Raw genomic sequence first — 26,386 nt, 5'->3', positions numbered from 1 at the left:
GCATCCGGTCCCTCTCGTCTTCTGTAGCGGCTACTTCTTGTAGTTCGGCGCCTCGACCACGATCTGCACGTCGTGCGGGTGCGACTCCTTGAGCCCCGCCGAGGTGATGCGCACGAACTTGCCACGCGTCTTGAGCTCTTCGATGGTGCGCGCGCCGACATAGAACATCGACTGACGCAGCCCCCCGACCAGCTGATAGGCCACGGCGGAGAGCGGGCCGCGGTACGGCACCTGCCCCTCGATGCCCTCGGGGATCAGCTTGTCGTCGCTGGGGACGTCGGCCTGGAAGTAGCGGTCCTTGGAGTACGAGGTCTGCTTGCCCCGGGTCTGCATGGCGCCCAGCGAGCCCATTCCGCGGTACTGCTTGAACTGCTTGCCGGACTGGAAGACGATCTCGCCCGGGGACTCGTCGGTTCCGGCCAGGAGCGAGCCGAGCATCACGGCATCGGCACCGGCGACCAGGGCCTTGGCGATGTCACCCGAGTACTGCAGCCCGCCGTCGGCGATCACCGGAACCCCCGCGGGACGCGCGGCGAGCGACGCCTCGTAGACCGCGGTGACCTGGGGGACGCCCACACCGGCGACGACGCGCGTGGTGCAGATGGACCCGGGACCGACACCGACCTTGACGGCGTCGACGCCCGCGTCGACCAGCGCTTGGGCGCCCTCGCGGGTCGCGACGTTGCCGCCGATGATGTCGATGTGCTCGAACGAGGTGTCGGCCTTGAGACGGCGGACGAGGTCGATGACGCCCTGCGACTGCCCGTTGGCGGTGTCGACCACGAGCACGTCGACACCGGCGTCGCGCAGCGCCTCCGCACGCTCCCAGGCATCGCCGAAGAAGCCGATGGCGGCACCGACGCGCAGGCGGCCCTGGTCGTCCTTGGTGGCGAGCGGGTACTTCTCGCTCTTGTCGAAGTCCTTGATCGTGATGAGGCCGGCGAGCTTGCCGTCGCCGTCGATGAGCGGCAGCTTCTCGACACGGTGCTTGGCGAACAGCGCGATGACCTCGCCCGCGGCGACGCCGACGGGAGCGGTCACGAGGTTCTCCCGCGTCATGACGTCCTTGACGAAGGTGGTCTGACGCTCGAAGCCCGAGACGAACCGCATGTCGCGGTTCGTGATGATTCCGACCAGCTTTCCTTCGTCGTCGACGACCGGAAGACCGGAGATGCGGTACTTCGCGCAGAGGTTGTCGACTTCTTCGACGGTCGCATCCTGCGTCGTCGTGATGGGGTCGGTGATCATGCCCGACTCGCTGCGCTTGACGCGGTCGACGTGCGCGGCCTGGTCGGCGATGGAGAGGTTGCGGTGCAGGATGCCGATGCCGCCCTCACGGGCCATGGCGATCGCCATGCGGGACTCGGTGACCGTGTCCATCGCGCTCGACAGCAGCGGGGTGGCGACCGAGATGCGGCGCGTGATCCGCGACGAGGTGTCGGCCTCGCTGGGGATCACGTCGGTGTGCCCGGGGAGCAGCAGCACGTCATCGTACGTCAGTCCGACGAAGCCGAAGGGATCGTGCTGTTCCATGGATTCTCCTTCTGCGCGAGTCGCGCATGTCCGAGTGCGAGGGGGTGGTCGACGTCGGCCGGTGCGGGGCCGCGGCCCGTATGAAGATTCTAAGCGAGACACGCCCGAGAACATTCCCAGAGCCCCGTCGTTACCGGACTGTTGGCAGGGACCGTAGGCGAATCGCCGATCGCGCATTACGCTCAAGTGCGTCGTCCATCCCCGCGGTCGACCCGACACCGCGGAGACACAGCACTCAAAGTGGAGGTTGCGTGGGACCCACAACAATCGCCGTGCAGCGAAAGCGCCCCTGGGTGGTCGCGCTGCTCGCTATCCTCATGGCGCTCACCGCGTTCGTGTTCCTGCCCCCCTCATCGGCTTCGGCCGAGACGACGGACGACGGGCAGGAGGTCACGGAGTTCTACTTCGCCGGTGTCGTCACCTTCGACGATCAACCTGTCGAAGGCGTCGTCATGTCCATCGAGGGCAAGGGCTTCAAGGGTGAGACCGAGACCGACGCCGAAGGCAAATGGCGTCTCTACGTGCCCGAGAAGGAGAAGTACACCCTGACGGTCGACGAGTCGACCCTGCCCGAGGGTGTGATCGTCGACGCGACCCAGTTGCCGGAGGGAACGCAGCCGATCGCGGGGACGACAGCCTCCTTCGAGGTCGAGTTCGGTCTCACCGGGACCAAGATCATGAATCTGTTCCTCGGCGAGGGCCAGCGGGTCACGGTCTCCTTCATCGACCAGCTGCTCTCACGACTGGTCGGCGGCCTGAACTTCGGCCTCCTGCTCGCACTCGCCTCGATGGGTGCCGCGCTCATCTACGGCACCACCCGGTTGTCGAACTTCGCGCACGCGGAGATGGTGACGTGGGGCGGTCTCGTCGCCCTGGTCACGACCACGTTCTGGCATCTCCCGCTCTGGCTCGGCATCGTCGCGGCCGTCATCGGCGGTGGCCTGTTCGGCTGGGCGCTGGATGCGGGGATCTGGCGTCCGCTGCGGCGACGTGGGCTCGGTGTCGTCCAGCTCATGATCGTCAGCATCGGACTCTCCCTGGCCCTGCGCTACGCATTCCAGTTCATCATCGGCGGAGGCACGTACCAGCTCCCCGGTGCCAGCCCCACGCCGATCCAGTTCGGTCCGATCTCGCTGTCGTACATCGACATGATCGCGATGGGCGTGAGCATCGTCGTGATCCTGGCGGTGGCGTTCTTCCTGACACGCACGCGGATCGGCAAGGCGACGCGAGCGATCTCCGACAACCCCCAGCTCGCCGCCGCCTCGGGCATCGACGTCGACAGGGTCATCCGCTACGTCTGGATCCTCTCCGGAACACTGGCCGCGATCTCCGGCATCCTCTGGGCCTACTTCCGCCCGGGTGTGAAGTGGGACATGGGCATGCAGATGCTGCTGCTGATCTTCGCCGCCATCACGCTGGGCGGTCTCGGCACGGCGTTCGGCGCCCTCGTCGGCTCCCTCATCGTCGGCATCGCGGTCGAGGTCTCGACCCTCTGGATCCCGTCGGACCTGAAGTATGCGAGCGCCCTCGTGGTGCTCATCGTCATCCTCCTCGTGAGACCGCAGGGTCTGCTCGGACGCAGGGAAAGGCTGGGCTGATCACCATGGACTTCGGAAGCATCTTCTCGAACACGGCCGTCTACCTGTTCAGCCCGGTCACAATCGCCTACGCCCTCGCGGCGACCGGCCTCGCCGTGCACTTCGGATACGCGGGTCTGCTCAACTTCGGCATGGCCGCCTTCATGGCCATCGGCGGCTACGGCTACGCCATCTCGGTGCTGAGCTTCGGCCTGCCCTGGTGGATCGGCATGCTCATCGGTCTGCTCGGCGGCGCGTTCTTCGCCGTCCTCCTGGGCATCCCGACGCTGCGCCTGCGTGCCGACTATCTCGCGATCGCGACGATCGCGGCCGGTGAGATCGTCCGCCTCCTGTTCACGACGCAGCTGTTCGACGAATGGACCAACAGCGCCGACGGCCTCGCGCAGTACAACGGCGGATTCCGCGATGCGAACCCCATCCCCACGGGCACCTACGGGTTCGGCCCCTGGATGTACAGCGCGAACGATCTCTGGAACCGCGTCTTCGGCGTGATCGTCCTGGCGGTCGCCATCCTCCTGGTGTGGGCGCTGATGCGCAGCCCGTGGGGTCGTGTGCTCAAGGGCATCCGCGAGGACGAGGACGCGGTGCGCTCGCTCGGCAAGAACGTCTTCGCCTACAAGATGCAGGCGCTCGTGGTGGGTGGTGTGATCGGCGCCGCGGGCGGGATCATCTTCGTGCTCCCCTCCGCGGTCGTCCCCGGCAGCTACTCGACGTCGCTGACGTTCTTCCTGTGGACCATCCTCCTTCTCGGCGGCGCGGCCACGGTGTTCGGGCCCACGCTGGGTGCGGTGCTGTTCTGGGTGGTGTTCGCCTTCATGGCCAACCTGCTCCCCTCGATGGCGAAAGCAGGGCTGCTGCCGATGTCCGACAGCCAGGCATCGACGCTGGTGTTCGTCTTCGTCGGCATCGCGCTCATGCTGCTCGTGATCTTCCGCCCCCAGGGCATCCTCGGCGACAAGAGGGAGATGACCTTTGTCAAATGAACTGACCCCCGAACAGGTCCCCGGCCCCGGCGATGACGCCGCGACGGCTGCGCCGTCCACGGGGAGCATCCGCCGCCCGAAGACGACCGGCCTGACCAAGGGAGAGGTCAAGCCCGGCGTCGCCAAGGTGGATCCGATCCTCGTCGTCGACGCGGTCCAGCGTCGTTTCGGTGGCCTGACCGCCGTCGACGTCGATCACCTCGAAGTGCCCCGTGGCGCGATCACCGCTCTGATCGGCCCGAACGGCGCGGGCAAGACGACGCTCTTCAACCTGCTCTGCGGATTCGACAAGCCCAACAGCGGCACCTGGTCGTTCGACGGCACCAGCCTCTCCGGAGTGCCGTCGTTCAAGGTGGCGAGGATGGGGCAGGTGCGCACGTTCCAGCTGACCAAGTCGCTCTCGCTGCTGACCGTCCTCGAGAACATGAAGCTCGGCGCTCCGCATCAGCGCGGCGAGGGCTTCTGGTCGAGCCTGTTCCCCTTCCTCTGGCGCGCACAGGACACCGAGATCGAGGGCAAGGCGCGGGAACTGCTGACACGCTTCAAGCTCGACGCCAAGGAGAAGGACTTCGCCGCATCGCTCTCGGGAGGTCAGCGCAAGCTCCTCGAGATGGCCAGAGCGCTGATGAGCGATCCGACGCTGGTGATGCTCGACGAGCCGATGGCCGGCGTCAATCCCGCCCTCACACAGTCGCTCCTCGACCACATCCTCGACTTGAAGGAGCAGGGGATGACCGTGCTCTTCGTCGAGCACGACATGCACATGGTCCGCCACATCGCGGACTGGGTGATCGTGATGGCCGAGGGCCGCGTCGTCGCGGAAGGGCCTCCCGACGAGGTCATGGAGAACCCGGCGGTCGTCGATGCCTACCTCGGTGCGCATCAGGACCTCGACCTGGGAGCGGTCACCGGGCGCATCCCCGTGCTCGAGGACGCCGCGGCGATCAGACTCCGCGAGAAGATCGAAGCAGAAGCGGAGGCCGAGCTCGAAGCGAGCGATCCGGTCTCCGGGACCGAGGGGAAGGGCAGCGCATGAGCGCGGAGACGCCGACGAACGCACCGCAGGCCATACCGCAGGACGACGTCGTCGTCGAGCTGACCGATGTCCATGCCGGGTACCTCCCCGGAGTGAACATCCTCAACGGTGCGAACCTCATCGCCCGCCAGGGGGAACTGATCGGGATCATCGGCCCGAACGGCGCCGGCAAGTCGACCCTGCTGAAGGCCATCTTCGGTCTGGTGAACGTGCGCAGCGGCGACATCACGGTGAAGGGCGAGAGCATCGTGGGCCTGAAGGCCGACAAGCTCGTCCGGCGCGGAGTCGCCTTCGTGCCGCAGACGAACAACGTCTTCCCCTCTCTCTCGATCGAGGAGAACCTGCAGATGGGGCTCTACCAGAACCCCAAGATCTACACGGAGCGGCTCGAGTTCGTGACCGGCATCTTCGCCGAACTGGGAAAGCGGCTCAAGCAGCGCGCAGGCTCCCTCTCCGGCGGCGAGCGGCAGATGGTCGCGATGTCGCGCGCGCTGATGATGGATCCGTCGGTGCTGCTGCTCGACGAGCCGTCGGCCGGCCTCTCCCCCGTGCGTCAGGATGACGCGTTCATCCGGGTGTCCGACATCAACAAGGCCGGCGTCACGACGATCATGGTGGAGCAGAACGCCCGACGCTGCCTGCAGATCTGCGACCGCGGGTATGTGCTCGATCAGGGCAAGGATGCCCACGAGGGCACCGGGCGGGATCTGCTGAACGATCCGAAGGTGATCGGTCTCTACCTCGGAACGCTCGGCACCGACGCGGCCTGAACCGCCGACATCGACGCGGCGACACCACGACAGGACATCACACGACAAAGGCCCCGGATCGGATCCGGGGCCTTCGTCATGTGATCGTCTGATCAGTTGGTGCGGGTGATCATGTTGTCGGCACCGTACTTGTAGATGCCGATCGATGCGCCCTGCGGGTCGCCGGCCTCATCGAACGTGATGTCGCCGGAGTAGCCGTCGTAGTCGGCCGTGCCGCCGTCGTTGATGATCTTGGCGCACTCGGCGAAGCTGGTGCACTTCTTGCCGTCGCCGGAACCGCCCGAGACCTCCTGCATCTTGGCCGCGATGTCCGCGCCCTCGGTGGAGCCCGCCGCCAGCGACGCCAGAGCCACGAGGATGACGGCGTCGTACGCCTCAGCCGCGTAGGTGAAGTCCTTGACCTCGGGGTTGCCCTCGCCGGTCCAGTAGTCCTGCAGACGCGAGGTGAAGTCGTCCGCGAGCGCAGGACCGGCCTTGGTTCCCTGCGCGCCCTCGAGCGAGACCGGGATCTCCGTGCCGTAGTCGGACAGGTTGCCGTCGACCATGTAGAACTTGTCGGCCGAGATGCCGGCGTTCACCAGCAGCGGTGCGATGGTCTTGAACTGGTCGAACGACACGATCGCGACCGCGTCGGGGTTCTGCGCCTTGATCGACTCGACCTGCGCGTCGAACTGCGCGTCGCCCACGTTGAACGAGACCGACTCGACGACCTCGCCGCCGGTGCTCTCGAACGTCTTCGTGATGGCGTCGTTGAGGCCGGTGCCGTACGCGTCGTTCTGGTAGATGATGCCGAGCGTCTTCGCGCCGTCCTCGGCGATCAGGTTGCCGAGCACCTCGCCCTGCAGCAGGTCGCTGGGGGCGGTGCGGAAGTACAGGCCGTTGTCATCCCACGTGGTGAAGTCGGGCGACGTGTTCGACGCCGAGATCTGCAGGATGCCTGCGCTCACGTTGCCGTCGAGGATGAGCTTGGAGACGCCCGACGCCGCGGCGCCGACGATGGCGGAGACGCCCGCGCCCTGCAGCTTGGTGATCGACGTCTCGTAGGCCTTGGTGTCGGTGTCGCCCTCGTCTTCGGCCGTCAGGTCGATCGTGACGCCGGCGGCGGCGTCGTTGACCTCCTGGACGGCGAGCCCGACACCGGACTCCATGGGCGGGCCGAGAAACGCCAGCGAACCCGTCTGCGGAAGCAGCGAACCGAGCTTGAGCGTCAGATCGGCGGCGGGCTTGTCGCTGCCGCCGCTCTCCGAGCTCGGAGTGCTGCTGCAGCCGGCGATGACGATGGCGGATGCACTGATCAGTGCGATCCCGGCGAAGACCTTCGCTGTGCGCGAGCCCTTCAATGCGTTCATGATGCTCCCTTGCGTAACTGAACGTGGATTGTGGCCACAATCGGGTGCTCTAACACTAGGGCGTGAGTCCCGCGCACAGGGGTCGCAAGTATCTCGGTGCGTTAACGATCCGACACCCGGTCCCTCTGCGGATGAATCCGGGGATCAGGCGGGTTCGGCCCGGGGAATCCTGCGCCCCCGACGCGCGGCGAGCAGCAGGTCGACGATGAAGACGCCGATCGCGATCCACACGATGATGAAGCCCGCCCAGCGTTCGGCCGGCATCGGCTCATGCAGCACCAGGACGCCGATGAGGAACTGCATCACGGGGGTGATGAACTGGATCATGCCGATCACGGTGAGGTTGATGCGTCGGGTCCCCGCGGCGAAGAGCAGCAGCGGGACGGCCGTGGCGACACCGGCGAAGGCCAGCAGCAGCGCATGCGCCCAACCGTTCGTCCCCATCGTGATCCCCGTGGTCTGTGCGACGACGATCAGCTGCACCACCGCGATGGGGATCAGCCAGAACGACTCCAGTGTCAGACCGCTGACCGCATCGACGGCAGGGCCGATCTTCTTCTTGATGAGTCCGTAGACCCCGAAGGACGCGGTGAGTGACAGCGCGATCCACGGGAACTCCCCGTAGGCGACGACGATCACGATGACGGCGATCGCGGCGATGCCGATCGCTGCCCACTGCAATCGACGGATGCGCTCCTTCAGCACGAAGACGCCGAGCAGCACGGTCGTGATGGGGTTGATGAAGTAGCCCAGACTCGTCTCGACGACGTTGCCGCTGAGGGTTCCGATCAGGAACACCTGCCAGTTGACGTAGATCAGCAGCCCGGCGAGCGCCGTCCAGCCCAGCAGCCGGGGTTGCCGGATGATGACGCCGAACGCCGCCCAGCCGCGCATGACCGTGAGCAGCAGGAGGCAGAAGACGAACGACAGCAGGACGCGCCAGGCGACGACCTCCCACGGCCCCGTCGGCACCAGAAGGAGGAAGTAGAGGGGAAGCACGCCCCAGAGGAGGTAGGCCCCACCGGCGTAGGCGACGCCGGCGGTCTGCGTGGCGCGTGTGGTCTGTGGTGGCACCGCACAACCCTATGCCCGCGGCGACGTCGCGAACGGCGCCGCCGGCCCGTCGATCGCAGTTCGGCAGGAATCGGACGCTCGCTGGCGGATGCAGAAGGGGCCCGGATGCGATACGCATCCGGGCCCCTTCGATGACCTTGCCCGCCCCTCAGGAGAGACGGGAATCAGGTTCCGCAGATCAGCGGACGACGACCGCCAGGACGTCGCGGGCCGACAGGACGAGGAACTCGTCTGCGCCGAACTTCACCTCGGTGCCGCCGTACTTGCTGTAGAGCACGCGGTCGCCGACGGCGACGTCGAGCGGAACACGGTTGCCGTTGTCGTCGATGCGGCCGGGGCCGACCGCCACGACCTCGCCCTCCTGGGGCTTCTCCTTGGCGGTGTCGGGGATGACCAGGCCACTCGCGGTGGTCTGCTCGGCCTCGACCTGCTTGATGACGATGCGGTCCTCGAGCGGCTTGATGGAAACCGACACGGTCTACCTCTTCTTTCTTGACGCTGACACGAAAGACTTGTTCGCACTCTCAACCCGAGAGTGCTAATCCAGTCTAGGCGCTCGGCTGGCACTCACGCAATGCGAGTGCCAGTGCGCGCCGCAGTTCGACGACTCGCACGGGCAATTAGGCTGAGCGGGTGGAGATGTCCGAGCTGCGCGCCCTGCTGACCCCCGCCGGTCTCGAACTGCTCGACGCGGTCGGGCCCATCGAATCGACCGCCGATGTCGCCCGCACCGTCTCGCGGCTGCGCGCGGGCGACCACTCCCCCGAGCTGGTCTCCGCCGTCGTCGGCCAGGCCCGCCTGCGCTCCAGGGCCACCGCGAAGTTCGGGCCCTTCGCCGCACGCATGCTGTTCACCCGCGCGGGGCTGGAGCAGGCGACGAGGCTGGGCGTCGCAGCCCGGCATGCGCAGCGGATCCGTCACGCCGGTTTCACCCGTGTCGCCGACCTCGGCTGCGGAATCGGCGGTGACGCCCTGGCCTTCGCCGGCGCCGGACTCGATGTGCGCGCCGTCGACGCCGACGAGGTGACCTCGGCGATCGCCGCCTACAATCTGGCCCCGTTCGGCGACAGCGCGGTCGTCGACCATCGCACGGCCGAAGACGCCTTCTCGTCGCTGGACCCGGGGAGCGCGGTCTGGATGGACCCGGCCAGACGCACTTCGGGTCACAGCGAGACCCGACGCGTCTCGGCCGACGACTACTCCCCCTCGCTGGACTGGGCATTCGAGGTGGCGGCTCACCATCCGACCGGTATCAAGCTCGGACCGGCACACGACCGCGACGCCCTGCCGGACGACGCCGAGGCGCAGTGGGTCAGCGCCGACGGCAGCGTGGTCGAACTGGTCGTCTGGAGCGGCGCGCTCGCCCGGGAAGGGGTGCGGCGTGCGGCCCTCGTGATCCGCGACGAGCGCTCGCACGAGCTGACGGCGCCGGCGGACGCCCCCGATGAACCCGTGCGCGAGCTCGGCGCATTCGTGCACGAACCGGACGGCGCCGTGATCCGTGCGCGGCTGATCGGCGAGGTCGCCCGGAGCCTGGAGGCGGGAATGCTCGACGAGCACATCGCCTATCTGACCTCCGACGCGGCGTTGACGAGTCCTTTCGTGCAGTCCTTCCGGGTGCGCGAGACCCTCCCGGCCCATCCCAAGGCGATCAACGCCGCCCTGCAGGCGCAGGGCATCGGGCGCCTGGAGATCAAGAAGCGCGGAGTCGACGTCGATCCCGCCGCGTTCCGCAAGAAGCTCACGCTGCGTGGGGACCAGGAGGCGACACTCATCCTGGCCCGCATCGGCGATCAGCGCCGCGCGATCCTCGCCGACCGGGTGCCCGCAGCGAACTGACCCCCGCTCAACGCTCCGCGTCGCGACCCGGCGGCTCGACCACGATGGGGTCACCGGGAGGCGCGTCGACCCGGACGGTATCCCCCGGCTCCGCGCCGGTCACCGGCGCGTCGGTGATGGTCAGATAGGGCGTCTGCTGCGACGTGTACCGCAGTTCGAGCAGCACCACCTGCGACACGGCGCCCTCCGGATCGGCATCGACGACCTGTACGCCGAGTCCATCTCGCAGCGCCGTCTCGAAGGGTGAGCACGACACCGCGCCTTCGGCATCGACGATCAGGCACCTCTCGGTCGAGCCTTCTTCGGTGATGCGGTCGGCGACCCAGACGTCGCCCCCGCGGAATCGACCGAGGAGCGAAAGGCCGAGCTCGTACCCGTCCTCGACCAGCGCTTCGGCACGTTCTCGCTCCGCACCCTCGAACCACCCGAGGACCGAGGAGGCCATGCCCCATCGTTGGAGGGCCACCATCGGCTCGCCTGTGGTGGAGATGGCCAGGGTGGCGTTCACGACTTCGCTCGCGCCTTCCTCCTGCTCCCCTCCGGCTTCGGCCGGCACGGGCAACGATGCCGAGAGTCCACCGCTGATCTGCGCCTGCGGAAGACAGGCCGTATGCGACTGGGAGCCGACATCCAGGACCAGGCACCGGCTCTTCCCGTCGTCCTGAGTCGCATACCAGGCGAGAGCCACGTCGCTCTGTGCGACAGCTCGGACGGATCCGGGGTCGAACACGTCGGGGTCGGCCTGGAGCGCGGCACGACGCTCCTGCTGCTCGGCTGTGAGCGGAATCCCTTCGACCCGTGGCGAGAACAGGGCCCATCCGGCAGCGACGCCGGCGAGGAGCAGCATCGCCGCGACGATGAGGACCTTCGCCGCATGCTGCCGCAGCGAGCCGGCGAGGGTCTCCGGCTCGCTGGACGGCTGCGGCTGCGGCTGCTTCTGCGGCTGGTCCAGGGTCTCCACCGCGCCCTGGGCCCGAGGCGCGGATGCCTCTGCGTCCTCCGCCCGTCCGCCGATCGGATGCGAGGGCTCGGCGGGAACGAGCTCCCGCGGTTCCCCCGCCTCCGCGATGACGCGCGATGCGCGACGCGCTGCTTCGAGCGCGGCGAGTCGCTCCGACTCCGCCTCGGTCAACGCCCCGTCGCGACCGTACGCCCGCTGCTGCAATGCGCGCAGCTCCCCGGCCTCACCCTCCCCCGGCACCGGTCACGCCTCCTTCGCGTGTGATGACGAGAAAGGACGGCCTCTGGCTCGAGGCCAGCTCCAGATGCGTCACGTCGCCGGTGTCGACGTCGGCGATGTTGAGGACCAGGCTCGAGGCCTGGTCCTGCATCGTCTCGGGATCGGCGCAGATCATCGGGGAGTCCGGCGTCGACCCGCCGTGGATGAGGCACTGGTTCTGTGATTCGAGCCGGGTCGCCGTCCACACCGGCACGTCACCGTCATAGCCCACCACCCAGAGCGAGTCGCCCTGGAAACCCTCGCCCACGAGACGCTCCGCGATCCGCGACTCCTCCTCGTCGGCGTACGTGATGCCGCCGAGCCCGGTGTCTCGGTCGTAGGTGGTGACGGCGACGGCGGGCTCGCCGGAAGGCGCGAACAGCATCTGGGCGGCGACCTGGCGCTGCGTGTCGGCGCTCCCTCGCACGTTGACGACCCCGTAGAGCCCGGCCTCTTCGACGGCGACGGTACGCTCGCAGCTCGGCACCACGACCTCTCCGGCGCGCAGGATCAGACAGGTGCGCTCGCGCTCCTCCTTCGTGGCGGTCCAGATGACGGCGCCTTCCTCCACGGCGAGGGCACGGACCGACCCCGCGTCGTACTCTCCGCTCTCGACCAGCGCGCTCTGCCAATCCTGCTGCTGCGCGGTCAACTCGACGGACACGACCCCGGCCCTGCCGAATGCGAGCCAGCCGACCCCCAGCCCCACCACGAGGACAGCCACCGCCGCCAGGGTGAGAAGGCGCCGGTGCGCCCGCAGAGGTGACGATACGGGCGGCTCCGCACCGCCGGCACCACCGCCGGCACCGAGCTCACCGTCCTCGGCCGCGGCTGCCCGTGCGGTGAGCGGCGTCGCATCGGGGTCGGCGGCATCCTGGTCCTCTGGTGCGGGTGCAGGTGCGGGTGCAGGTGCCGGCATGACCCTGCGGCCTTCCAGCTCACGCAGTCGAACGGCATCGGCGTCGGTGAGGGACGCTTCACGCCCATAAGCCCGCGCCTGCAGGGAGCGCAGTTCCTCGAGCTCCGCCGCGTCCAGCACCGGTCAGCCGAGTCTCTCGAACTGCATGCCGGCCCAGACCAGCCAGCCCAGGCTGTAGACCGTCGCGCAGAGACCGAGCACGAGCGCCCACCGCGCGATCGCCCGGCTCTCGACAGGGCGACGCAGCGACATGATCGCCGCGATCACCGAGACCACCGCGACGGGGATGCCCCAGCCGACGAAGAACGATGCCCCGAGAGCCACGATCGCGGCCAACAGCGCCCAGGGAGCGAGACGGGTGTCGTCGATCGGCACGGATCCCGTCGACGGCTCCCACTCCGTGTCATCGGGCGCATCGATGTCCGGACCGGTCGCGACGACCGGTTCGATGCCGACAGGCCCGGTCGGCATCTTGGTGTAGCCGTCACGGCGGGCGCCGGGCAGACGAGCGTTCCCGGCCGGATGCTCGACCTCGCCGCTGGGACGTTCGATGCGCGCCGCCGGCGTCGTCGAGGGTGTCGCCTCGGGAGAGCCGGAAACGTCGCTCATGCCGACACCGCCTCCGCGATCTGGATCTCGGTCACGGGAAGCGTCGAGTCCGCACCGAAGTCCAGGGTGGACGGACGGCGGCCGGACGAGATCAGCTCGGCGGCGAGCGCCGCGATCATCGCGCCGTTGTCGGTGCACAGGGACAGTGGCGGAATGCGCACCGTGACCCCCGCGGCTCCGGCCCGTTCCAGAGCGACCTCACGCAGACGCCGGTTGGCGATCACGCCGCCTCCGAGGAGCAGCCGCGGCACACCGAGGTCGGCGCAGGCGGCCAGCGCCTTCGTGACCAGAACGTCCACCACCGCTTCCCGGAAGCTCGCAGCGACATCGGCGACCGGGACGTCGACCCCCTCGGCTTCACAGCGCTCGACCCAACGGGCCACCGCGGTCTTCAGCCCCGAGAACGAGAAGTCGTAGCGGTGCTTCGCCAGGTCGGAGGCACGGGACAGCCCGCGGGGGAACCGGATCGCGTTCGGGTCGCCGTCGGCCGCTGCGCGGTCGATCTCCGGTCCGCCGGGATACGGCAGCGAGAGCAGGCGGGCGACCTTGTCGAAGGCCTCTCCCGCCGCGTCGTCCATCGTCTCCCCCAGCAGCTCGACGTCGGTGGTGAGGTCGCGCACATGCAGCAGCGAGGTGTGTCCTCCGGACACGAGCAGCGCGACGGTCGGATATTCGAGCGGAGCGGAGTCGGCGGTGAGGATGTCGGCGGCGATGTGCCCGACCAGATGGTTCACCGCGTACAGGGGCTTGTCGAGCGAGACCGCCAGGCCCTTCGCCGCGCCGACGCCGACCATCAGGGCCCCGGCGAGCCCAGGGCCGCTCGTGACGGCGACCGCGTCGACGTCGTCCAGGCGCACATCGGCCTCGGCGAGTGCCGCGTCGATGGCCGGCTGCAGCGCCTCGAGGTGCGCTCGGGCGGCGACCTCGGGCACGACGCCGCCGTATCGCGCGTGCTCGTCCATGCTCGAGGCGATGGTGTTCGAGAGCAGGGTACGTCCGCGTACGATGCCGATGCCCGTCTCGTCGCAGCTCGTCTCGATGCCGAGGACCAGCGGTTCGCTCATGACTTCGCCTCCTCGGCCGTGGTGCCCGGCACCGGGTGACCTTGCAGTTCTCGACGCATCACGATCGCGTCGACGTCGTCGGGCTGATAGTAATGCGGGCGGCGGGCGATCTCTTCGAAACCCTCGGCCAGGTAGAGCCCCTCGGCAGAGGGGTTGTCGGCCCTCACCTCGAGGAAGATCTCGCGCGCACCACGCTCCGAGGCCGCCGCGAGCAGCGCACGCAGCAGCGTCCTGCCCCGCCCCTGGCCGCGGTACTCGGCGAGCAACGCGATGGTCTGGACGTCGGCGTCGACGCTTCCCTGCAGGGCGCGCACCCCGCCGTACCCGACCACCGCCCCCTCATGCTCGTCGACCAGGTACCGTCCGTGCGGGCTCGCCAGCTCGGCGGCCATGGTCTCCGAGCTCCAGGCGTCCGACGGGAACGACCGGTTCTCGATCGCCATGATCGCGTCGAGGTCTTCGACGGTGGCGTGGCGAAGCGTCATGTGCCCACCTTCTTCGGGGCGCCGGGGAGCGTGACGTCGGGGTGACGCATGTAGAGAGGCTCGTCGCCGGTGAGGGTGCGACCGGCCGCGAGCGCGCGTGCGCCGACCCGCGCCAGATCCGTCCCCGAGAGCGTCGCCACATCGATACGTCGGATGCCGTCGAGGTGCGCGTCGGCCTCTGTGGCCCGCACGAGCACGGTGTCGGAGACGGTCACCGGGATGCCGTCGTCGTCGAGGCCGTGGAACACGGTGATGGCGACCTCGCGGCGGCGGGCGTCCGTCACGATCGCGAACGGTACGGTCGCGGCGTCGGCCTCGAGAGCAGTGAGTGCTGCCGCGAGATGGCTGGGAACGGGGATCACCGGCAGTCCGCGCCCGAGGGCGAAGGTGCGCGCTGCGGCGATGCCGATGCGCAGCCCGGTGAAGGGACCGGGTCCCATGCCCGCGACCACGTGGGTGATCTGGGCATCGCCCGCCTCGTGGAGAGCACGGACGAGGAGGTCGCCGATGACCTCGGCATGGCCGAGCGGGTCGACGGCACCGGCTTCGGCGCGACGCGTCCCGTCGGCATCGATGAGGGCGACAGCCGTGCCCAGGGAAGTATCGACGGCAAGGATCACGACTCCAGATTAGCCGCCGTCCCCTGAGGAGAGCGGCCGACGGGAGCCCAGGTCCGGGGTCAGCCGAGCGGGGCGCGCAGCGGGTAGTCCTGATCCTCGAGGATCACCTGCGATGCGGCTCCCGTCGTCCGGTTGACGATCACCGGGGCGAGGAGGTTCACGCTCACGCCCTCAGCGGACGGATGGGCGACCACGAGGATCAGCGCGTCATCCGGCGATCCCAGCGCAAGCCCCTCCGCCTGCTCGTCGGTCAGGGTCGGCGCGTACTCGCTCAGGACGCTCCGGGGATCGACGAGGTAGAGGCGCAAGGCGGAGTCGTCGACGGCGCGCATCGAGAAGAGCCCGTCGGATCCGTCGACGGGTGCGAGCGCGAAGTCGACGTGGGGGGCGAGTCCCGGCGGCGGGGCGAGGAAGGTCAGTGCGGCGGTCATCGGAGGAAGTCCATGAGCGAGGGCTGGAGGACGCGCGCATTCACGGCGAGCGCCGAGCGGTACACGAGCTCCTGTGCCTGCAGGCGCACGAGCACCTCGATCGAATCGACGTCCTCCACCGCCGTCCTGCGGGACTCGAGGGACACGGAATTCTGCACTGCCGCCTCCTTGGCGCGTTCGATCTGAGCCTGTCTGGTGCCGACGGAGCCCTGCACCGCGAGCATGGCCGTACGGCGACCGTCGATCTCGCCGAGACGGGGACCGACGTTCGTGCCGGATCGGAGGTCGGCGACGATCTTGTCGACGAGGGCGAAGACCGAGTCGTCTCCGGTGCCGTACACGGCGGCGCCGTCGGTGTCGACGCGGACGGATGCCGCGTCCGACACCCGTCGGGTGACCTCGGCTCCGGGCACCCCGCTGTGACTGTAATCGGCAGCGAAGGCCGCGGTGTCGGAGGTACCGGCGAACACGGAGCGTCCGAGCAGCCGGGTGTTGGCCTGGGAGAGGAGCTCTTTGCGGATGCCCTCGAGCTCGACGGCGAGGGCCTCCTTGGCGGTGGCGTCGAGCGCACCGTCGTTCGCTCCCTGGGCGGTGAGGTCGCGGACGCGCCCCAGCAGGGCCGTGCTCGCGGTGATGGCCGTGTCGGCGGCGGTGACCCATGCCAGGCCGTCGTCGATGTTGCGGGCATACTGCTCGGTGCGGCGCTGCTCGGCATGCAGTGCGAGTGCGGCTGCCGCGGCTGCCGGATCGTCGGATGGGGCGGCGAACGCGCGCTGGGACGTCGCCTGCTCCTGCAGACGCGCCAGCTCGGAGAGGTTGGACTGCAGCTGGCGCATGGCCGTCTGCGTCATCGCGGATGACGTCACTCGAGAGATCACGGTGCTCCTTCGCTCAGCGTCCGACGAGACCCGTGCGGTTGATGAGCACGTCGAGCGCCTCATCCACCGCGGTCATCACGCGGGCTGCGGCCTGGTAGGCGGTCTGGTAGGTGAGCAGGCTGATCGTCTCCTCGTCGCCGTCGACAGCCGCGACCGACTGCTGTGCGCCGACCGCGGCGACCGCAGCGGAATCGGAGAGCTTGGCGCGCTGCACGTCGGCGGCCGTCGCGACGCCGAACCGGGTGACCTGATCGGACCAGATCGCATCGGGAGAGCCGGCCCGCCGGCCGATCTGGGAGATCAGGTCGGCGTTCGTCGCGTCCAACGCCCCCGACCCCGGGGCGGCGAGCGCCAGTTCGGAGGCGGATCCGACCGCGACCTTCAGACCGAGCGCTGCCGATCCGGTGGCGGGGAGGGTGAAGAAGTCGCCGCCGGCCTGGCCCGTGGAGGTGACGCCCGCCCGGTGCTGCGCGTTCATCGCGTCGGCGAGGGCCGTCGCCACCGTGTCGTAGGTGGCCGCGAGTCCGGCGAGCATGCCGCCGTCGGCCGCGGGTGCCAGAACCGAGAGCGAGGCGCCGAGCTCACCGCCGTCGATCGACACGGGGAGATCGGGTGCGGACGCCCAGGAAAGGCTGAAGCGCTGACCGGAGTCGATCGAGGCCGGGCCCGTCAGCACGAGATGGCGGGCGTCGGAACCCGAGACCAGTGCGTTGCCACCGAGGCGGACCGTCATCGTGCCGTCGGCCTCGATCGTCGCCGCCGCCCCGGACATCCTCGCCACGTTCTGCGCGAGGACGCTGCGCTGATCCATCAGCTCGTTCGCCGAGCGACCGGAGGCGAGCGCGTCGCGGATCTCGTCGTTGAGCACCGCGATCTGGTCGGCAGTCGCGTTCACCTGCGAGACCGTGCGATCCGCGGAGTCGCGGGCGTTGCTCCATTGCGTGGCGACGTTGCGATACCCGCCGGCGATGTGCGAGGCGAGCTCCTTCGCCGATTCGAGGATGCTCGACGCCGCCGCACCTGAATCCGGGGTGTTCGCGAGATCCTGCCAGCCCGACCAGAACTTCGACAGCCGCGCCGCGAGTCCGTTCGCGGTCGGCTCGGCCAGCGACGCCTCGATCGTGGTCGCGGCCACGGCCCGGGTGGACCAGTACCCGGAGGCACCTAGGGCGTCACGCACCCTGGCGTCGAGAAGAGCGTCACCCAGTCGCGCCACCCCGTCGATGGACACGCCGTGCCCCGGGAGGGCGCCGACGCTGAAACGGCCGGTCTGCGCGATCGCGGCGACCGCGGAGGTCGTCACGCGCTGGCGCGTGTATCCCTCGGTCTTCTGGTTGGCGATGTTCTGCCCGACCACGTCCATGCCGCGCCGGGCGGCGGCCAATCCGCTGGCCGCCGTGTTCAGTCCACTGAAGGTCGACATGATCCCCTCTCGGTCACATCTCGGTGTCGATGATGCGCGCAGCGTCGTCGCGTGCGCGGTCACCTTTGGTCGTGTACTCGCCGGTGTCGTGTCCGAGTGCGGCGATGGTCTCCTGCGTCGCGCGGAGCACGCCGCTGAGCTGCTCGGCGTTGGCGTCGCGCATCTGCTCGACCTCGGCGGCGAGCTTCGTGAGCGCGCGCAGGTGGTCGGCGAAGACCTCCTGCCATGCGCCTTCGGGGGCGTGCGCGATCAGTTCGCGGATGGTCGTCGCGTCGGGAGCTCCCCACTCCTCGGCGACCGTCGCGACCTCGACGGTGCGGGCGAGCCCCGCGCCACGCAGCCTGTCGAGTACCTGATCGATCTCGCGCGCGGCAAACTGGATCCATTGGGATCTTCCGGCGGCGAGCAGCAACTGCTGCTCATCGAGTTTGAAGAGCAGCATCTCGAGCAGTTCGCGCTCGCGCCACAGCTGTATCGATAGTTCGTTGGCTCCCATGATCCCCTTTTCCCCAGTGATCGCCCCGCCTGACAACGCGGCCAAAGGTCACTATCGGCCGGCGCTCGCCTAACGTTACTATGTGGAACGGCGATGGACAGTTCTCCCCATGTACAGATCACGAGAAGTGTGATATATGCATCTGTTCATCTCCTCGGAACTTCCGGAGTGCATCCAGAGAGGTGGATCATCCCCCATGTCGTCGCGCGCTGAGCGCAATCTGCTCATCGAGAGCAACCTCCCTCTGGTCGGATACCTCGCCGCCGAGACTCATGCCCGTGCCACCCACATCCCCCGCGACGAGCTCGCCGCCGTCGGAGCGCTCGCGCTCGTGACCGCGGCCGAGGCCTTCGACCCCGAGCTCGGAGTGCCCTTCGGCGCCTATGCCCGTCGTCGCATCCTCGGCGCCTTCGCCGACGAGATGCGCTCGATGGACTGGGCCTCCCGGGGCATCCGCAAACGCATCAAGGAGACCGTCGCCGTCCGCGAGACCCTGACCGCCGGTCTCGGCCGGACCGCCACGGCGACCGAGGTCGCCACGGCGATGGGCGTTCCGAAGGAGGTCGTCATCGAAGCGCTCGGCGATGCCGCCAGGACGCTCACCACCATCGACGATCCCTCGGCCCGGGACGTCGCCGCCGACATCCCCCTCCCCGAGGAATCCGCTCTGGTCGGGGAACGGCGCGAGGTGCTCGAACAGGCCGTCGCCGCCCTTCCCGAGCGGATGCGCCGGATCGTGCAGGCCGTCTACTTCGACGAGCGTCCGGTCAAGGAGATCGCCGAAGAGCTGGGCGTGACGCACTCGGCCGTGTCGCAGCAGCGATCGGAGGCGATCCGGTTGTTGCGCGACGCCCTGGATCGGTTCTTCGCCGAAGGGACCGCACCGACCACCACGACGCGGGTCTCCGCCGGCGCCCGCGATGCCTACTTCACACGGATCGCCGACGTCGCGGGTTCCCGGATCGCCGGGGTCTTCCGCGATCCGGCACCCGCCTGAGTCGATTCCCATACGCACGGCTAACGCCCGCGTCCCCTCCGCCGATAGGTGTGACCGGGAGACCACGGATGGTCTCCCGCACAACACCATTCACGGAGGAGAACCCTTATGGGTATGCAGATCAGCACGAACGTGTCGGCCCTCAACGCCTACCGCAACCTGTCCAACACCCAGAACGACCTGTCGAAGTCGCTCGAGAAGCTGTCCAGCGGCTTCCGCATCAACCGCGCGGCCGACGACGCTGCAGGCCTCGCGATCTCCGAGGGCCTGCGTTCGCAGGTCAACGGTCTGAACGTCGCGGCACGCAACGCCCAGGACGGCATCTCGGTCATCCAGACCGCGGAAGGCGCCCTGACCGAGGTCCACTCGATCCTGCAGCGCGTTCGCGACCTGACCGCTCAGGGTGCGAACGACTCGAACAACGCGAAGTCGCGCGACGCGATCCAGAAGGAGATCAACACCCTCGGTGATGAGCTCACCCGGATCGCCGGCAGCACGAACTTCAACGGCATCAAGCTGCTCTCGGGTGGCGACACGCTGACGTTCCAGGTCGGTGCGGGCTCCGTCGCCGCCGAGGACCAGATCTCGGTCGCCCTGACCGACTTCGCCACCCTCGGTGCCGACATCAAGACGCTCGCGGCGACCATGACGGACGCGGCGACGTACGGTACCGCACTGGCGGGCATCGACACGCAGATCCAGGCGGTCTCGACCGCACGTGCCGGCTACGGTGCGCTGCAGAACCGCTTCGAGTCGACCATCAACAGCCTCAACGTGTCGGCGGAGAACCTCGCCGCTGCCGAGAGCCGTATCCGCGACACCGACATGGCGTCCGAGATGGTCAAGTTCACGTCGAAGAACATCCTGTCCCAGGCAGGTACGGCGATGCTGGCCCAGGCCAACCAGGCCAACCAGGGCGTGCTCCAGCTCCTGCGCTGAACCATGCCATAGGGTCCGGGCGCCCACCGGCGCCCGGACCCTGTCCGCTCCCGACCTGGAAAGGCGACCATGTCCCTCTCGCTCGACGGCCTCGTCTCCGGCCTGAAGACCACCGAGGTCATCAAGGCGCTGATGGATGTCGCGGCCATCCCCCGTTCGCTGCTCAAGGCGAAGATGGATGACAAGAACGGCATCGTCACCCAGCTGCGGACACTGAACACCGCCGTGCAGAACCTCGCCACGGCGGCGGAGAAGGCCGCGACGCGCGACGGGCTGGCCCGCTTCACCACCACGTCGTCCTCTCCCACGGTCACCGTCGCCACCCGCGAGGGCGCAGCGCCGCTCGCGGCCGACATCGTCGTCGACAAGGTCGCCAAGAACCACACCATCGTCTCGGCCGCCTCCAACGGCTGGCCCGTCGACCCGCCCGTGATCACCCTCGAGAACGCGAAGGGCGAGCGCGTGCAGGTCACGGCCGACTCCTCGTCCATGCAGGATGTCGCGCGGGCCGTGAACGAAGCGGGCTTCGGCATCGTCGCCGCGGCCGTTCCCGCCGGACGCGACGCCGACGGCAACCCCATGCACCGCCTGCAGCTGCGTGCCGCCGATTCCGGGGAAGCCGGACAGTTCCGCGCCTATCGCGGAGACACCGCGGCGGTCGCTGCGGGCACCGCCTCCGACATCTCCACCGAAGCAGGAGCAGCCGTCATCGACGTCGGCGCCGATGCGCAGGTGCGGCTGTGGGCGGGCACCAGCGCCGAGCAGGTGCTGACGTCGTCGAGCAACACGTTCACCGACCTGTTCGACGGCGTCGACGTGACCGTCTCCGCCGTCTCCGCGGCCCCCGTCACCATCGGCGTCGCCGTCGACACCGCGGCACGCACCAAGGCGTCCGCCGACTTCATCGCCGCCGTCAAGGACATCCTGACCCGCATCGACAACGGCTCGAAGGCGACCGTCGCCGCCAAGCAGGGCGACAAGACCACACTGGGCGTCTTCACCGGCGACAGCGCGGTCCGAGGACTCCGCACGGCCCTCGCCGACGCGGTGCAGCACCCCGTGAACGGCGTCTCCCCGTCGTCTATCGGCATCTCGACCGACATGTACGGCGTGCTCAGCTTCGACGAGAAGAAGTTCGCCGAGGCACTCGCGAAGGACCCCGACGCGGTCGCCGGGCTGTTCTCCGACATCGCCTCGCGGGTGCAGGACACCTCGAAGGTCTACTCCGACAAGTACGACGGCCTGCTCACCACGCGCATCACCGGCCAGGAGAGCGAGGTGAAGGGTCTCGGCGAGCAGATGGAACGCTGGGACGTCCGCCTCGCGCAGCGCAAGTCCACTCTCGAGCGCACCTACGCCCGCCTCGAGGTCATGCTGTCGCAGCTGCAGTCGCAGTCCTCGTACCTGTCGTCCCAGATCGCCGCCCTGCCGGGCTCGAGCTCGAACTCCGGGAAGTGAGCATGAACGCCGCCCTGCGCGCCCAGCAGCGCTACCGTGACGACGCCGTGCTGTCGGCACCGCCCGAGCGTCTCGTCACGATGCTCTACGACCGCCTCCTGCTCGACATCGAACGCGGAGAGGTCGCCCAGCGCGCCGAGGACTGGGAGGAGGCGAACGCCCAGCTGCAGCACGCGCAGGCGATCGTCTCGGAACTGTCCTCGTCGCTCACCGACGACTGGAACGGCAGTGCGGGTCTGCGCTCGCTGTACGTGTTCCTGTCGCAGACGCTCATCGGGGCCAACATCGGTCGCGATCCCGAGCGCACGCACGCCTGCCACGAGATCATCTCCCCCCTGCGCGACGCCTGGCACGAGGCCGCGCGCACGGTGGCCGAGGCGCGGGCGTGAGCGTGGAAGAGTGGACCTCGCTGCTCGACCGACTCGAGCAGGAGGCCGAGCAGATCCTCGACGCCGCCCCCGGTGCCGCCGCCGAGGCCACCCTCGCCCCATGGACGCCGCCGCGCACGCCGCTTCCCCCTTCTCTCGCCGACCACGCCCGGCGGGTGATCGACCTCCAGCGCTCAGCGATGGACCGTGCCCGTTCCGACCTCGACGGCATGCGTCGGCATCTCGGCGCCGTGAGCCGCATCCCGAGCACGCGCCGTCCCGAAGAGCCCGCCTACCTCGACGTCGACGGGTGAAACCGCTTCCTAACATCGCGGACGACCCTGCCGATAGAGCAGGGCGAGCACGGATGGCTCGCAAGACTCGGCCATGGATCGGCCATACCAGCCACACACGGGGAGCCGGTTCGTGTTCGATTCTGTGACCATCAACGCACTGACGAGTGCGCTCGACGGCCTCGCGCAGCGCCAGCGCGCGATCTCCGACAACATCGCCAACATCAACACCCCGAACTATCACGCCAAGCGCGTGCAGTTCGAAGAGGCGCTCGCCCGCTCGATCGATGCCGGCGACGGACGGGTCGGCGCGACGGTCGGCACCTCGCTCGAGCCCACGCGCCTGAACGGCAACAACGTCAACCTCGACACCGAAACCCTGTCCAGCATCGACACGATGCTGCGCTATCAGTTCGCGACGCAGGCCGTGAACGGATCGTTCACGTCGATGCGCACCGCGATGAGGACCTCATGACCTTCGACGCCATCGGCATCGCCGGCACCGGCCTGACCGTGCACCGCAAGTGGCTCGACGCCATCAGCGACAACATCGCCAACATCAACACCGCCGCCCCCAGCAACGGGGCGGCCTTTCGCGCCAGGTACATCCTCGCCCAGACGAGCGATCAGTCCCCGGGCGTGTACGTGGCCGGAACCGCGCAGGGCAGCGCGCAGGGACGCCTCGTCCATCAGCCCGACCATCCCCTCGCGGACGCGGACGGCTACGTGCGCTACCCCGACATCGACCTGGGTGACCAGATGAGCCAGCTCATCCTCGCCCAGCGCGGCTACCAGGCGAGTGCGGCCATCGTCGACCGCGCACGCAACTCCTACGAATCCGCCCTCCAGATCGGACGCAGCTGATGGCCTCACTCCCCGGCATCGAAGCCATCTCCTCCGGTTTCACGCTCGCCCCGCCCGCCCCCGCGACGACCAAGGCCGCCGACGACACCGCCTTCGCGAGCAGCGTGACCGGGGCCATCGACGAGCTGCGTTCGCTGCAGTCCGAGTCCGACAAGCTCAAAGTCGCGGCCGTCACCGGCGACCTCGACGACATCCACTCCGCGATGATCGCGTCCTCGCGCGCATCCGTGACCCTCGAACTCGTCGCCGCCGTGCGCAACAAGGGTGTCGACGCGTTCAACGAGATCATGCGGATGCAAGCCTGATGCCCCAGGCCGTCACGAACGTGTTCCAGCGCATCGGACGCGTGATCGCGGGCTTCTCGCTCGCCCAGCGCACGATCGCCATCATCGGCGTCGCCGTGCTCGCCCTCGGCATCGTCGCGCTCTCCAGCTGGCTCAGCCGCCCGACGTACACGCCGCTGTTCTCCGGCATGAGCGCCTCCGACGCGAACGCCGTGGTCGAACAGCTGCGGTCGTCATCGGTGCCGTACGAACTCGCCGACGGAGGAGCGACCGTCCTCGTCCCCGAGAAGGACGTCTACGACCAGCGGCTCGCCGCCGCGTCGGCGGGGCTCCCCGGCACCAGCTCCGGCGGATACTCGCTGCTGGACAAGATGGGCGTCACGACGAGCGAGTTCCAGCAGTCGGTGACCTTCAAACGGGCCATCGAGGGCGAGCTCGCCGCGACGATCTCCTCGATTAAGGGTGTGACCGCCGCATCGGTGCAGCTCGCGATCCCCGAGGAGAGCGTCTTCGTCTCGGAGACCGTCGATCCCACCGCCTCCGTCTTCGTGGAGACCTCCGGCAGCTCGACGCTGTCGCCGAAGCAGGTCGAGGCGATCGTGCACCTGACCTCTGCCGCGGTCAGCGGCATGAAGCCCGAGAACGTCGCCGTCGTGGACCAGAGCGGACAGACCCTCTCCGCCGCGGGCGTCGGGACCACCGGCGGCATCGACCAGCAGGCCAGCGACTACGAGGCGCGGGTCACCGCGAACGTGCAGCAGATGCTCGACACCGTCGTCGGGCCCGGCAACGCCAAGGTGACCGTCGTCGCCGAGATCGACCACTCGGTCAACGAGCGCGTCGAAGAGACCTACACCCCGGCCGAAGGCGCTCCCCCGCTCACGGAGCAGACCAGGACCGACCGGCAGAACGGCTCGAGCTCGAACGCCGGCGTGCTCGGCCCCGACAACATCGCCGTCCCGTCCGCCGACGGCGACGGAACCTCCGAGTCCACCGAGACCTCGAAGACCAACGCCGTCAACAAGAGCACGCAGAGCACGTCCACTCCCGCCGGATCGCTGCTGCGCCAGTCGGTCTCGGTCGCGGTCGACGCGGGTGCGGGCGGTGACCTGAGCACCGCTCAGCTGAGCGACCTCGTCGAGAGCGCCGCCGGTATCGACACCGAGCGCGGAGACTCGATCGCGGTCGAGCTCGTCTCGTTCAACCAGACCAGCTCCGAAGCGGCGCAGGCCGCGCTCCAGGCCGCGAAGGACGCCGAGGGGGCCGCACGTCAGGCCGCGCTGCTGAACACGATCATCATCGCCGCCGCCATCGCCATCCCCCTGCTCGCCGGCCTCGCCGCCCTCATCATCCGTGCACGCCGACGCAGCAGCGCCGACACCGAGTTCGACCAGCTCTTCGGCGAGCGCCCGCCCGCGCTCACCGTCCTCGATGCCGGCGCCACCGCGGCGATCGACCAGGCGCCGACCACTCCGCTCGCCTTCCTCGAGACGACTCCCGACCCGGAGCCGGAGCCCGACCCGGAACCCGCGCAGGTCAGCCTCGAGCGCCGCCGCGCCGAGATCGACTCCCTCACCCGGCAGGACCCGAAGCGCACGGCCGACCTGCTGCGGACCCTCATCGACGACAGGCAGCAGGTATGACCGGACTGACCGACAGGCAGACGGCGGCGGTCGTGCTGATGAACCTCGATCGCGCGCAGGCGATCGAGGTGATGAAGCACCTCTCCGAATCCGAGGCGGAGGCCGTCGCCGCCGAGATCATCGACCTGCAGAACCTCGATGCGGCGACCACCGCGCAGGCTCTCGGACAGTTCCACCGGATCGCCTCGGGCCACCTGCCGCCCGCCCGTGGCGGCCGCGACATCGCCGCAGGATTGCTGGAGGCGACGTTCGGCGCCGAACGTGCCGCCGCCGTGCTCGGCAGAGTCGGTTCCTCCTCGATGACGTCGTCCTTCGAGTTCCTCGGATCCGCCGACCCCGCGCAGCTGGCGACCCTTCTGGACGGCGAGCTCCCGCAGACCGTCGCCCTGGTGCTCGCCCACCTGCCGACCGACCGCGCCGCCGCGGTGCTGGCCGCCCTTCCCGACCCCACCCGCACCGATGTCGCGCATGCGATCGCGACGATGGGAACCGCATCGCAGGAGGCCATCGCGATCGTGGCGGATGCGCTCAAGGCGCGGACCGGGACGTTCGCCGCACGCGACACCCCCGAAGTGCTCGGCGGTGTGGAACCGCTCGTCGAGATCATCGCCCGCTCCGGGGCGACGGTCGAGAAGGCGCTGCTGGCGAGCATCGAGGACAGGGACAGTGCCCTCGCGGAGGACATCCGCTCGCGCATGTTCACCTTCGCCGACATCGTCAAGCTCGACGACCGCGACACGCAGCGCGTGCTGCGGGGCATGGACATCCGCTCGCTCGCCCTCGCGCTGAAGGGTGCGCACCAGCCCATCGCCGACCTCATCCGGCGCAACGTCTCCGAACGGAACAGGGAGAACCTCGACGAGGAAGCCCGCACCCTCGGCCCGGTGCGTGTGTCCCAGGTGGAGGAGGCCAGAGCCGAGATCGTGCGCACGATCCGCGCGCTCGAGGCGGCCGGCGACATCACCGTGCAGCGCGCGGACGAGGACGAGTATGTCTACTGACGCCTTCTCTCCGGTGCTGTTCCCGCGTCTCGACGGACGCGGGAGCGGAGAGGAACATGCCAGGGCGAAGATGCGCGGCTATGCCGACGGACACGCGGAAGGCTTTCGCGCCGGCCGCGCCGAGGCGGAGGCGGCACAGCGCGTGGCGGAGGAGGCATGGGCCGCCCGTGAGGCGGTCGAAGCCGGAGAGGTCGCGCGCGCGGTCGCCGT

30 protein-coding genes are annotated in these 26,386 nt (G+C 68.9%); 16 read left to right on the top strand and 14 right to left on the bottom strand.

Translation table 11 applies throughout. From position 1 onward, the window contains the following. Positions 1 to 30 precede the first annotated feature (30 nt). Positions 31 to 1,533 (bottom strand): IMP dehydrogenase, encoded by a 1,503-nt coding sequence (guaB, locus tag B2869_RS00965; protein WP_021198909.1) that lies wholly within the window; start codon positions 1,531 to 1,533, stop codon positions 31 to 33. Between the two features lie 317 nt (positions 1,534 to 1,850). Here guaB and B2869_RS00960 point away from each other — a divergent pair, with 317 nt between their 5' ends. The 4 genes from B2869_RS00960 to B2869_RS00945 all read left to right on the top strand — a co-directional run bounded on the left by B2869_RS00960 (position 1,851) and on the right by B2869_RS00945 (position 5,923). Then, positions 1,851 to 3,134 carry a branched-chain amino acid ABC transporter permease gene (locus B2869_RS00960; RefSeq protein ID WP_036331559.1) on the top strand — a complete coding sequence of 428 codons (1,284 nt, stop codon included), beginning with the start codon at positions 1,851 to 1,853 and terminating at the stop codon, positions 3,132 to 3,134. A gap of 5 nt (positions 3,135 to 3,139) precedes the next feature. Next, positions 3,140 to 4,117: a branched-chain amino acid ABC transporter permease gene (locus B2869_RS00955; protein ID WP_021198911.1), complete on the top strand. Its 978-nt coding sequence runs from the start codon at positions 3,140 to 3,142 to the stop codon at positions 4,115 to 4,117. A gap of 67 nt (positions 4,118 to 4,184) precedes the next feature. Then, entirely contained in the window at positions 4,185 to 5,153 is a 969-nt protein-coding gene (locus tag B2869_RS00950) for an ABC transporter ATP-binding protein (RefSeq protein ID WP_051668050.1), read from the top strand. After that, positions 5,150 to 5,923: an ABC transporter ATP-binding protein gene (locus B2869_RS00945; protein ID WP_029258607.1), complete on the top strand. Its 774-nt coding sequence runs from the start codon at positions 5,150 to 5,152 to the stop codon at positions 5,921 to 5,923. Before B2869_RS00950 ends, B2869_RS00945 begins: the two co-directional genes overlap by 4 nt. A gap of 92 nt (positions 5,924 to 6,015) precedes the next feature. Here B2869_RS00945 and B2869_RS00940 read toward each other — a convergent pair whose 3' ends face one another. The 3 genes from B2869_RS00940 to groES all read right to left on the bottom strand — a co-directional run bounded on the left by B2869_RS00940 (position 6,016) and on the right by groES (position 8,821). Next, on the bottom strand, positions 6,016 to 7,272 hold the full coding sequence (locus B2869_RS00940) for an ABC transporter substrate-binding protein (protein ID WP_021198914.1): 1,257 nt from the start codon (positions 7,270 to 7,272) through the stop codon (positions 6,016 to 6,018). 144 nt (positions 7,273 to 7,416) lie between these two features. Then, complete coding sequence (gene rarD / locus B2869_RS00935) at positions 7,417 to 8,346, bottom strand: EamA family transporter RarD (protein ID WP_292761648.1); 930 nt, start codon at positions 8,344 to 8,346, stop codon at positions 7,417 to 7,419. Between the two features lie 178 nt (positions 8,347 to 8,524). Next, complete coding sequence (gene groES, locus B2869_RS00930) at positions 8,525 to 8,821, bottom strand: co-chaperone GroES (RefSeq protein WP_017203655.1); 297 nt, start codon at positions 8,819 to 8,821, stop codon at positions 8,525 to 8,527. A gap of 158 nt (positions 8,822 to 8,979) precedes the next feature. On the opposite strand from groES, the gene B2869_RS00925 reads away from it, so the two are divergent. Beyond that, positions 8,980 to 10,185: a class I SAM-dependent methyltransferase gene (locus B2869_RS00925; RefSeq protein WP_029258609.1), complete on the top strand. Its 1,206-nt coding sequence runs from the start codon at positions 8,980 to 8,982 to the stop codon at positions 10,183 to 10,185. 7 nt (positions 10,186 to 10,192) lie between these two features. Here B2869_RS00925 and B2869_RS00920 read toward each other — a convergent pair whose 3' ends face one another. From B2869_RS00920 to B2869_RS00875, 10 genes are read right to left on the bottom strand one after another with little or no spacing between them, the layout of a single operon-like run. Beyond that, complete coding sequence (locus B2869_RS00920) at positions 10,193 to 11,386, bottom strand: hypothetical protein (RefSeq protein ID WP_292761605.1); 1,194 nt, start codon at positions 11,384 to 11,386, stop codon at positions 10,193 to 10,195. Then, positions 11,370 to 12,443, bottom strand: a complete 1,074-nt coding sequence (locus tag B2869_RS00915; RefSeq protein ID WP_292761602.1) for a hypothetical protein — start codon at positions 12,441 to 12,443, stop codon at positions 11,370 to 11,372. The genes B2869_RS00920 and B2869_RS00915 overlap by 17 nt, the downstream gene beginning before the upstream one ends. 3 nt (positions 12,444 to 12,446) lie before the next feature. Further along, complete coding sequence (locus B2869_RS00910; protein ID WP_029258611.1) at positions 12,447 to 12,932, bottom strand: hypothetical protein; 486 nt, start codon at positions 12,930 to 12,932, stop codon at positions 12,447 to 12,449. Then, positions 12,929 to 13,996 carry a tRNA (adenosine(37)-N6)-threonylcarbamoyltransferase complex transferase subunit TsaD gene (gene tsaD, locus B2869_RS00905; protein ID WP_292761599.1) on the bottom strand — a complete coding sequence of 356 codons (1,068 nt, stop codon included), beginning with the start codon at positions 13,994 to 13,996 and terminating at the stop codon, positions 12,929 to 12,931. The genes B2869_RS00910 and tsaD overlap by 4 nt, the downstream gene beginning before the upstream one ends. Next, positions 13,993 to 14,481 (bottom strand): ribosomal protein S18-alanine N-acetyltransferase, encoded by a 489-nt coding sequence (rimI, locus tag B2869_RS00900; RefSeq protein ID WP_292761596.1) that lies wholly within the window; start codon positions 14,479 to 14,481, stop codon positions 13,993 to 13,995. The genes tsaD and rimI overlap by 4 nt, the downstream gene beginning before the upstream one ends. Beyond that, positions 14,478 to 15,101 (bottom strand): tRNA (adenosine(37)-N6)-threonylcarbamoyltransferase complex dimerization subunit type 1 TsaB, encoded by a 624-nt coding sequence (gene tsaB, locus B2869_RS00895; protein WP_292761594.1) that lies wholly within the window; start codon positions 15,099 to 15,101, stop codon positions 14,478 to 14,480. Before tsaB ends, rimI begins: the two co-directional genes overlap by 4 nt. Positions 15,102 to 15,160: 59 nt before the next feature. Further along, the gene (locus B2869_RS00890) at positions 15,161 to 15,532 is read right to left on the bottom strand and encodes a flagellar assembly protein FliW (RefSeq protein WP_021198923.1); all 372 of its coding nucleotides are present in this window, start codon (positions 15,530 to 15,532) and stop codon (positions 15,161 to 15,163) included. Beyond that, entirely contained in the window at positions 15,529 to 16,410 is an 882-nt protein-coding gene (locus B2869_RS00885; RefSeq protein ID WP_029258616.1) for a flagellin, read from the bottom strand. The genes B2869_RS00890 and B2869_RS00885 overlap by 4 nt, the downstream gene beginning before the upstream one ends. Positions 16,411 to 16,423: 13 nt before the next feature. Next, complete coding sequence (flgK, locus tag B2869_RS00880) at positions 16,424 to 17,833, bottom strand: flagellar hook-associated protein FlgK (RefSeq protein ID WP_021198925.1); 1,410 nt, start codon at positions 17,831 to 17,833, stop codon at positions 16,424 to 16,426. A gap of 13 nt (positions 17,834 to 17,846) precedes the next feature. Next, complete coding sequence (locus B2869_RS00875) at positions 17,847 to 18,329, bottom strand: flagellar protein FlgN (RefSeq protein WP_021198926.1); 483 nt, start codon at positions 18,327 to 18,329, stop codon at positions 17,847 to 17,849. Between the two features lie 196 nt (positions 18,330 to 18,525). Here B2869_RS00875 and B2869_RS00870 point away from each other — a divergent pair, with 196 nt between their 5' ends. The 11 genes from B2869_RS00870 to B2869_RS00820 all read left to right on the top strand — a co-directional run. Continuing rightward, positions 18,526 to 19,326, top strand: coding sequence for a sigma-70 family RNA polymerase sigma factor (locus tag B2869_RS00870; RefSeq protein ID WP_029267007.1), 801 nt, complete (start codon positions 18,526 to 18,528; stop codon positions 19,324 to 19,326). 108 nt (positions 19,327 to 19,434) lie between these two features. Next, positions 19,435 to 20,265, top strand: coding sequence for a flagellin (locus B2869_RS00865; protein WP_021198928.1), 831 nt, complete (start codon positions 19,435 to 19,437; stop codon positions 20,263 to 20,265). Between the two features lie 69 nt (positions 20,266 to 20,334). Further along, positions 20,335 to 21,723, top strand: coding sequence for a flagellar filament capping protein FliD (gene fliD / locus B2869_RS00860; RefSeq protein WP_167253255.1), 1,389 nt, complete (start codon positions 20,335 to 20,337; stop codon positions 21,721 to 21,723). Positions 21,724 to 21,725: 2 nt separating this feature from the next. Then, positions 21,726 to 22,112 carry a flagellar export chaperone FliS gene (gene fliS / locus B2869_RS00855; RefSeq protein WP_029258619.1) on the top strand — a complete coding sequence of 129 codons (387 nt, stop codon included), beginning with the start codon at positions 21,726 to 21,728 and terminating at the stop codon, positions 22,110 to 22,112. Beyond that, positions 22,109 to 22,405 carry a hypothetical protein gene (locus B2869_RS00850; protein ID WP_029258620.1) on the top strand — a complete coding sequence of 99 codons (297 nt, stop codon included), beginning with the start codon at positions 22,109 to 22,111 and terminating at the stop codon, positions 22,403 to 22,405. The genes fliS and B2869_RS00850 overlap by 4 nt, the downstream gene beginning before the upstream one ends. 112 nt (positions 22,406 to 22,517) lie before the next feature. Next, a complete protein-coding gene (locus B2869_RS00845; RefSeq protein ID WP_021198932.1) occupies positions 22,518 to 22,859 on the top strand; it encodes a flagellar basal body rod protein FlgB in 342 nt (113 codons plus the stop codon). Beyond that, the gene (locus B2869_RS00840; protein ID WP_021198933.1) at positions 22,856 to 23,248 is read left to right on the top strand and encodes a flagellar basal body rod protein FlgC; all 393 of its coding nucleotides are present in this window, start codon (positions 22,856 to 22,858) and stop codon (positions 23,246 to 23,248) included. The genes B2869_RS00845 and B2869_RS00840 overlap by 4 nt, the downstream gene beginning before the upstream one ends. Further along, positions 23,248 to 23,553, top strand: a complete 306-nt coding sequence (gene fliE / locus B2869_RS00835) for a flagellar hook-basal body complex protein FliE (protein WP_029258621.1) — start codon at positions 23,248 to 23,250, stop codon at positions 23,551 to 23,553. Before B2869_RS00840 ends, fliE begins: the two co-directional genes overlap by 1 nt. Further along, positions 23,553 to 25,175, top strand: coding sequence for a flagellar basal-body MS-ring/collar protein FliF (fliF, locus tag B2869_RS00830; protein WP_021198935.1), 1,623 nt, complete (start codon positions 23,553 to 23,555; stop codon positions 25,173 to 25,175). Before fliE ends, fliF begins: the two co-directional genes overlap by 1 nt. After that, complete coding sequence (fliG, locus tag B2869_RS00825) at positions 25,172 to 26,176, top strand: flagellar motor switch protein FliG (protein WP_029258622.1); 1,005 nt, start codon at positions 25,172 to 25,174, stop codon at positions 26,174 to 26,176. The genes fliF and fliG overlap by 4 nt, the downstream gene beginning before the upstream one ends. Then, the coding region (locus tag B2869_RS00820; RefSeq protein ID WP_292761556.1) for a hypothetical protein at positions 26,166 to 26,386 on the top strand (221 nt) is incomplete at its 3' end. The genes fliG and B2869_RS00820, both read left to right, overlap by 11 nt.

The organism is Microbacterium sp. UBA3486 (genome assembly GCF_002377845.1).
Lineage (GTDB): Bacteria > Actinomycetota > Actinomycetes > Actinomycetales > Microbacteriaceae > Microbacterium > Microbacterium maritypicum_A.
This window is presented reverse-complemented; position numbering and strand designations above follow the sequence as displayed.

Coding starts and splice junctions, on each gene's coding strand:
- guaB (WP_021198909.1), bottom strand. CDS start 1,533: ATGGAACAGCACGATCCCTTCGGCTTCGTCGGACTGACGTACGATGAC.
- B2869_RS00960 (WP_036331559.1), top strand. CDS start 1,851: ATGGCGCTCACCGCGTTCGTGTTCCTGCCCCCCTCATCGGCTTCGGCC.
- B2869_RS00955 (WP_021198911.1), top strand. CDS start 3,140: ATGGACTTCGGAAGCATCTTCTCGAACACGGCCGTCTACCTGTTCAGC.
- B2869_RS00945 (WP_029258607.1), top strand. CDS start 5,150: ATGAGCGCGGAGACGCCGACGAACGCACCGCAGGCCATACCGCAGGAC.
- B2869_RS00940 (WP_021198914.1), bottom strand. CDS start 7,272: ATGAACGCATTGAAGGGCTCGCGCACAGCGAAGGTCTTCGCCGGGATC.
- B2869_RS00910 (WP_029258611.1), bottom strand. CDS start 12,932: ATGAGCGACGTTTCCGGCTCTCCCGAGGCGACACCCTCGACGACGCCG.
- tsaD (WP_292761599.1), bottom strand. CDS start 13,996: ATGAGCGAACCGCTGGTCCTCGGCATCGAGACGAGCTGCGACGAGACG.
- rimI (WP_292761596.1), bottom strand. CDS start 14,481: ATGACGCTTCGCCACGCCACCGTCGAAGACCTCGACGCGATCATGGCG.
- B2869_RS00890 (WP_021198923.1), bottom strand. CDS start 15,532: ATGACCGCCGCACTGACCTTCCTCGCCCCGCCGCCGGGACTCGCCCCC.
- flgK (WP_021198925.1), bottom strand. CDS start 17,833: ATGTCGACCTTCAGTGGACTGAACACGGCGGCCAGCGGATTGGCCGCC.
- B2869_RS00875 (WP_021198926.1), bottom strand. CDS start 18,329: ATGGGAGCCAACGAACTATCGATACAGCTGTGGCGCGAGCGCGAACTG.
- B2869_RS00870 (WP_029267007.1), top strand. CDS start 18,526: ATGTCGTCGCGCGCTGAGCGCAATCTGCTCATCGAGAGCAACCTCCCT.
- B2869_RS00865 (WP_021198928.1), top strand. CDS start 19,435: ATGGGTATGCAGATCAGCACGAACGTGTCGGCCCTCAACGCCTACCGC.
- fliD (WP_167253255.1), top strand. CDS start 20,335: ATGTCCCTCTCGCTCGACGGCCTCGTCTCCGGCCTGAAGACCACCGAG.
- fliS (WP_029258619.1), top strand. CDS start 21,726: ATGAACGCCGCCCTGCGCGCCCAGCAGCGCTACCGTGACGACGCCGTG.
- B2869_RS00840 (WP_021198933.1), top strand. CDS start 22,856: ATGACCTTCGACGCCATCGGCATCGCCGGCACCGGCCTGACCGTGCAC.
- fliE (WP_029258621.1), top strand. CDS start 23,248: ATGGCCTCACTCCCCGGCATCGAAGCCATCTCCTCCGGTTTCACGCTC.
- fliF (WP_021198935.1), top strand. CDS start 23,553: ATGCCCCAGGCCGTCACGAACGTGTTCCAGCGCATCGGACGCGTGATC.
- fliG (WP_029258622.1), top strand. CDS start 25,172: ATGACCGGACTGACCGACAGGCAGACGGCGGCGGTCGTGCTGATGAAC.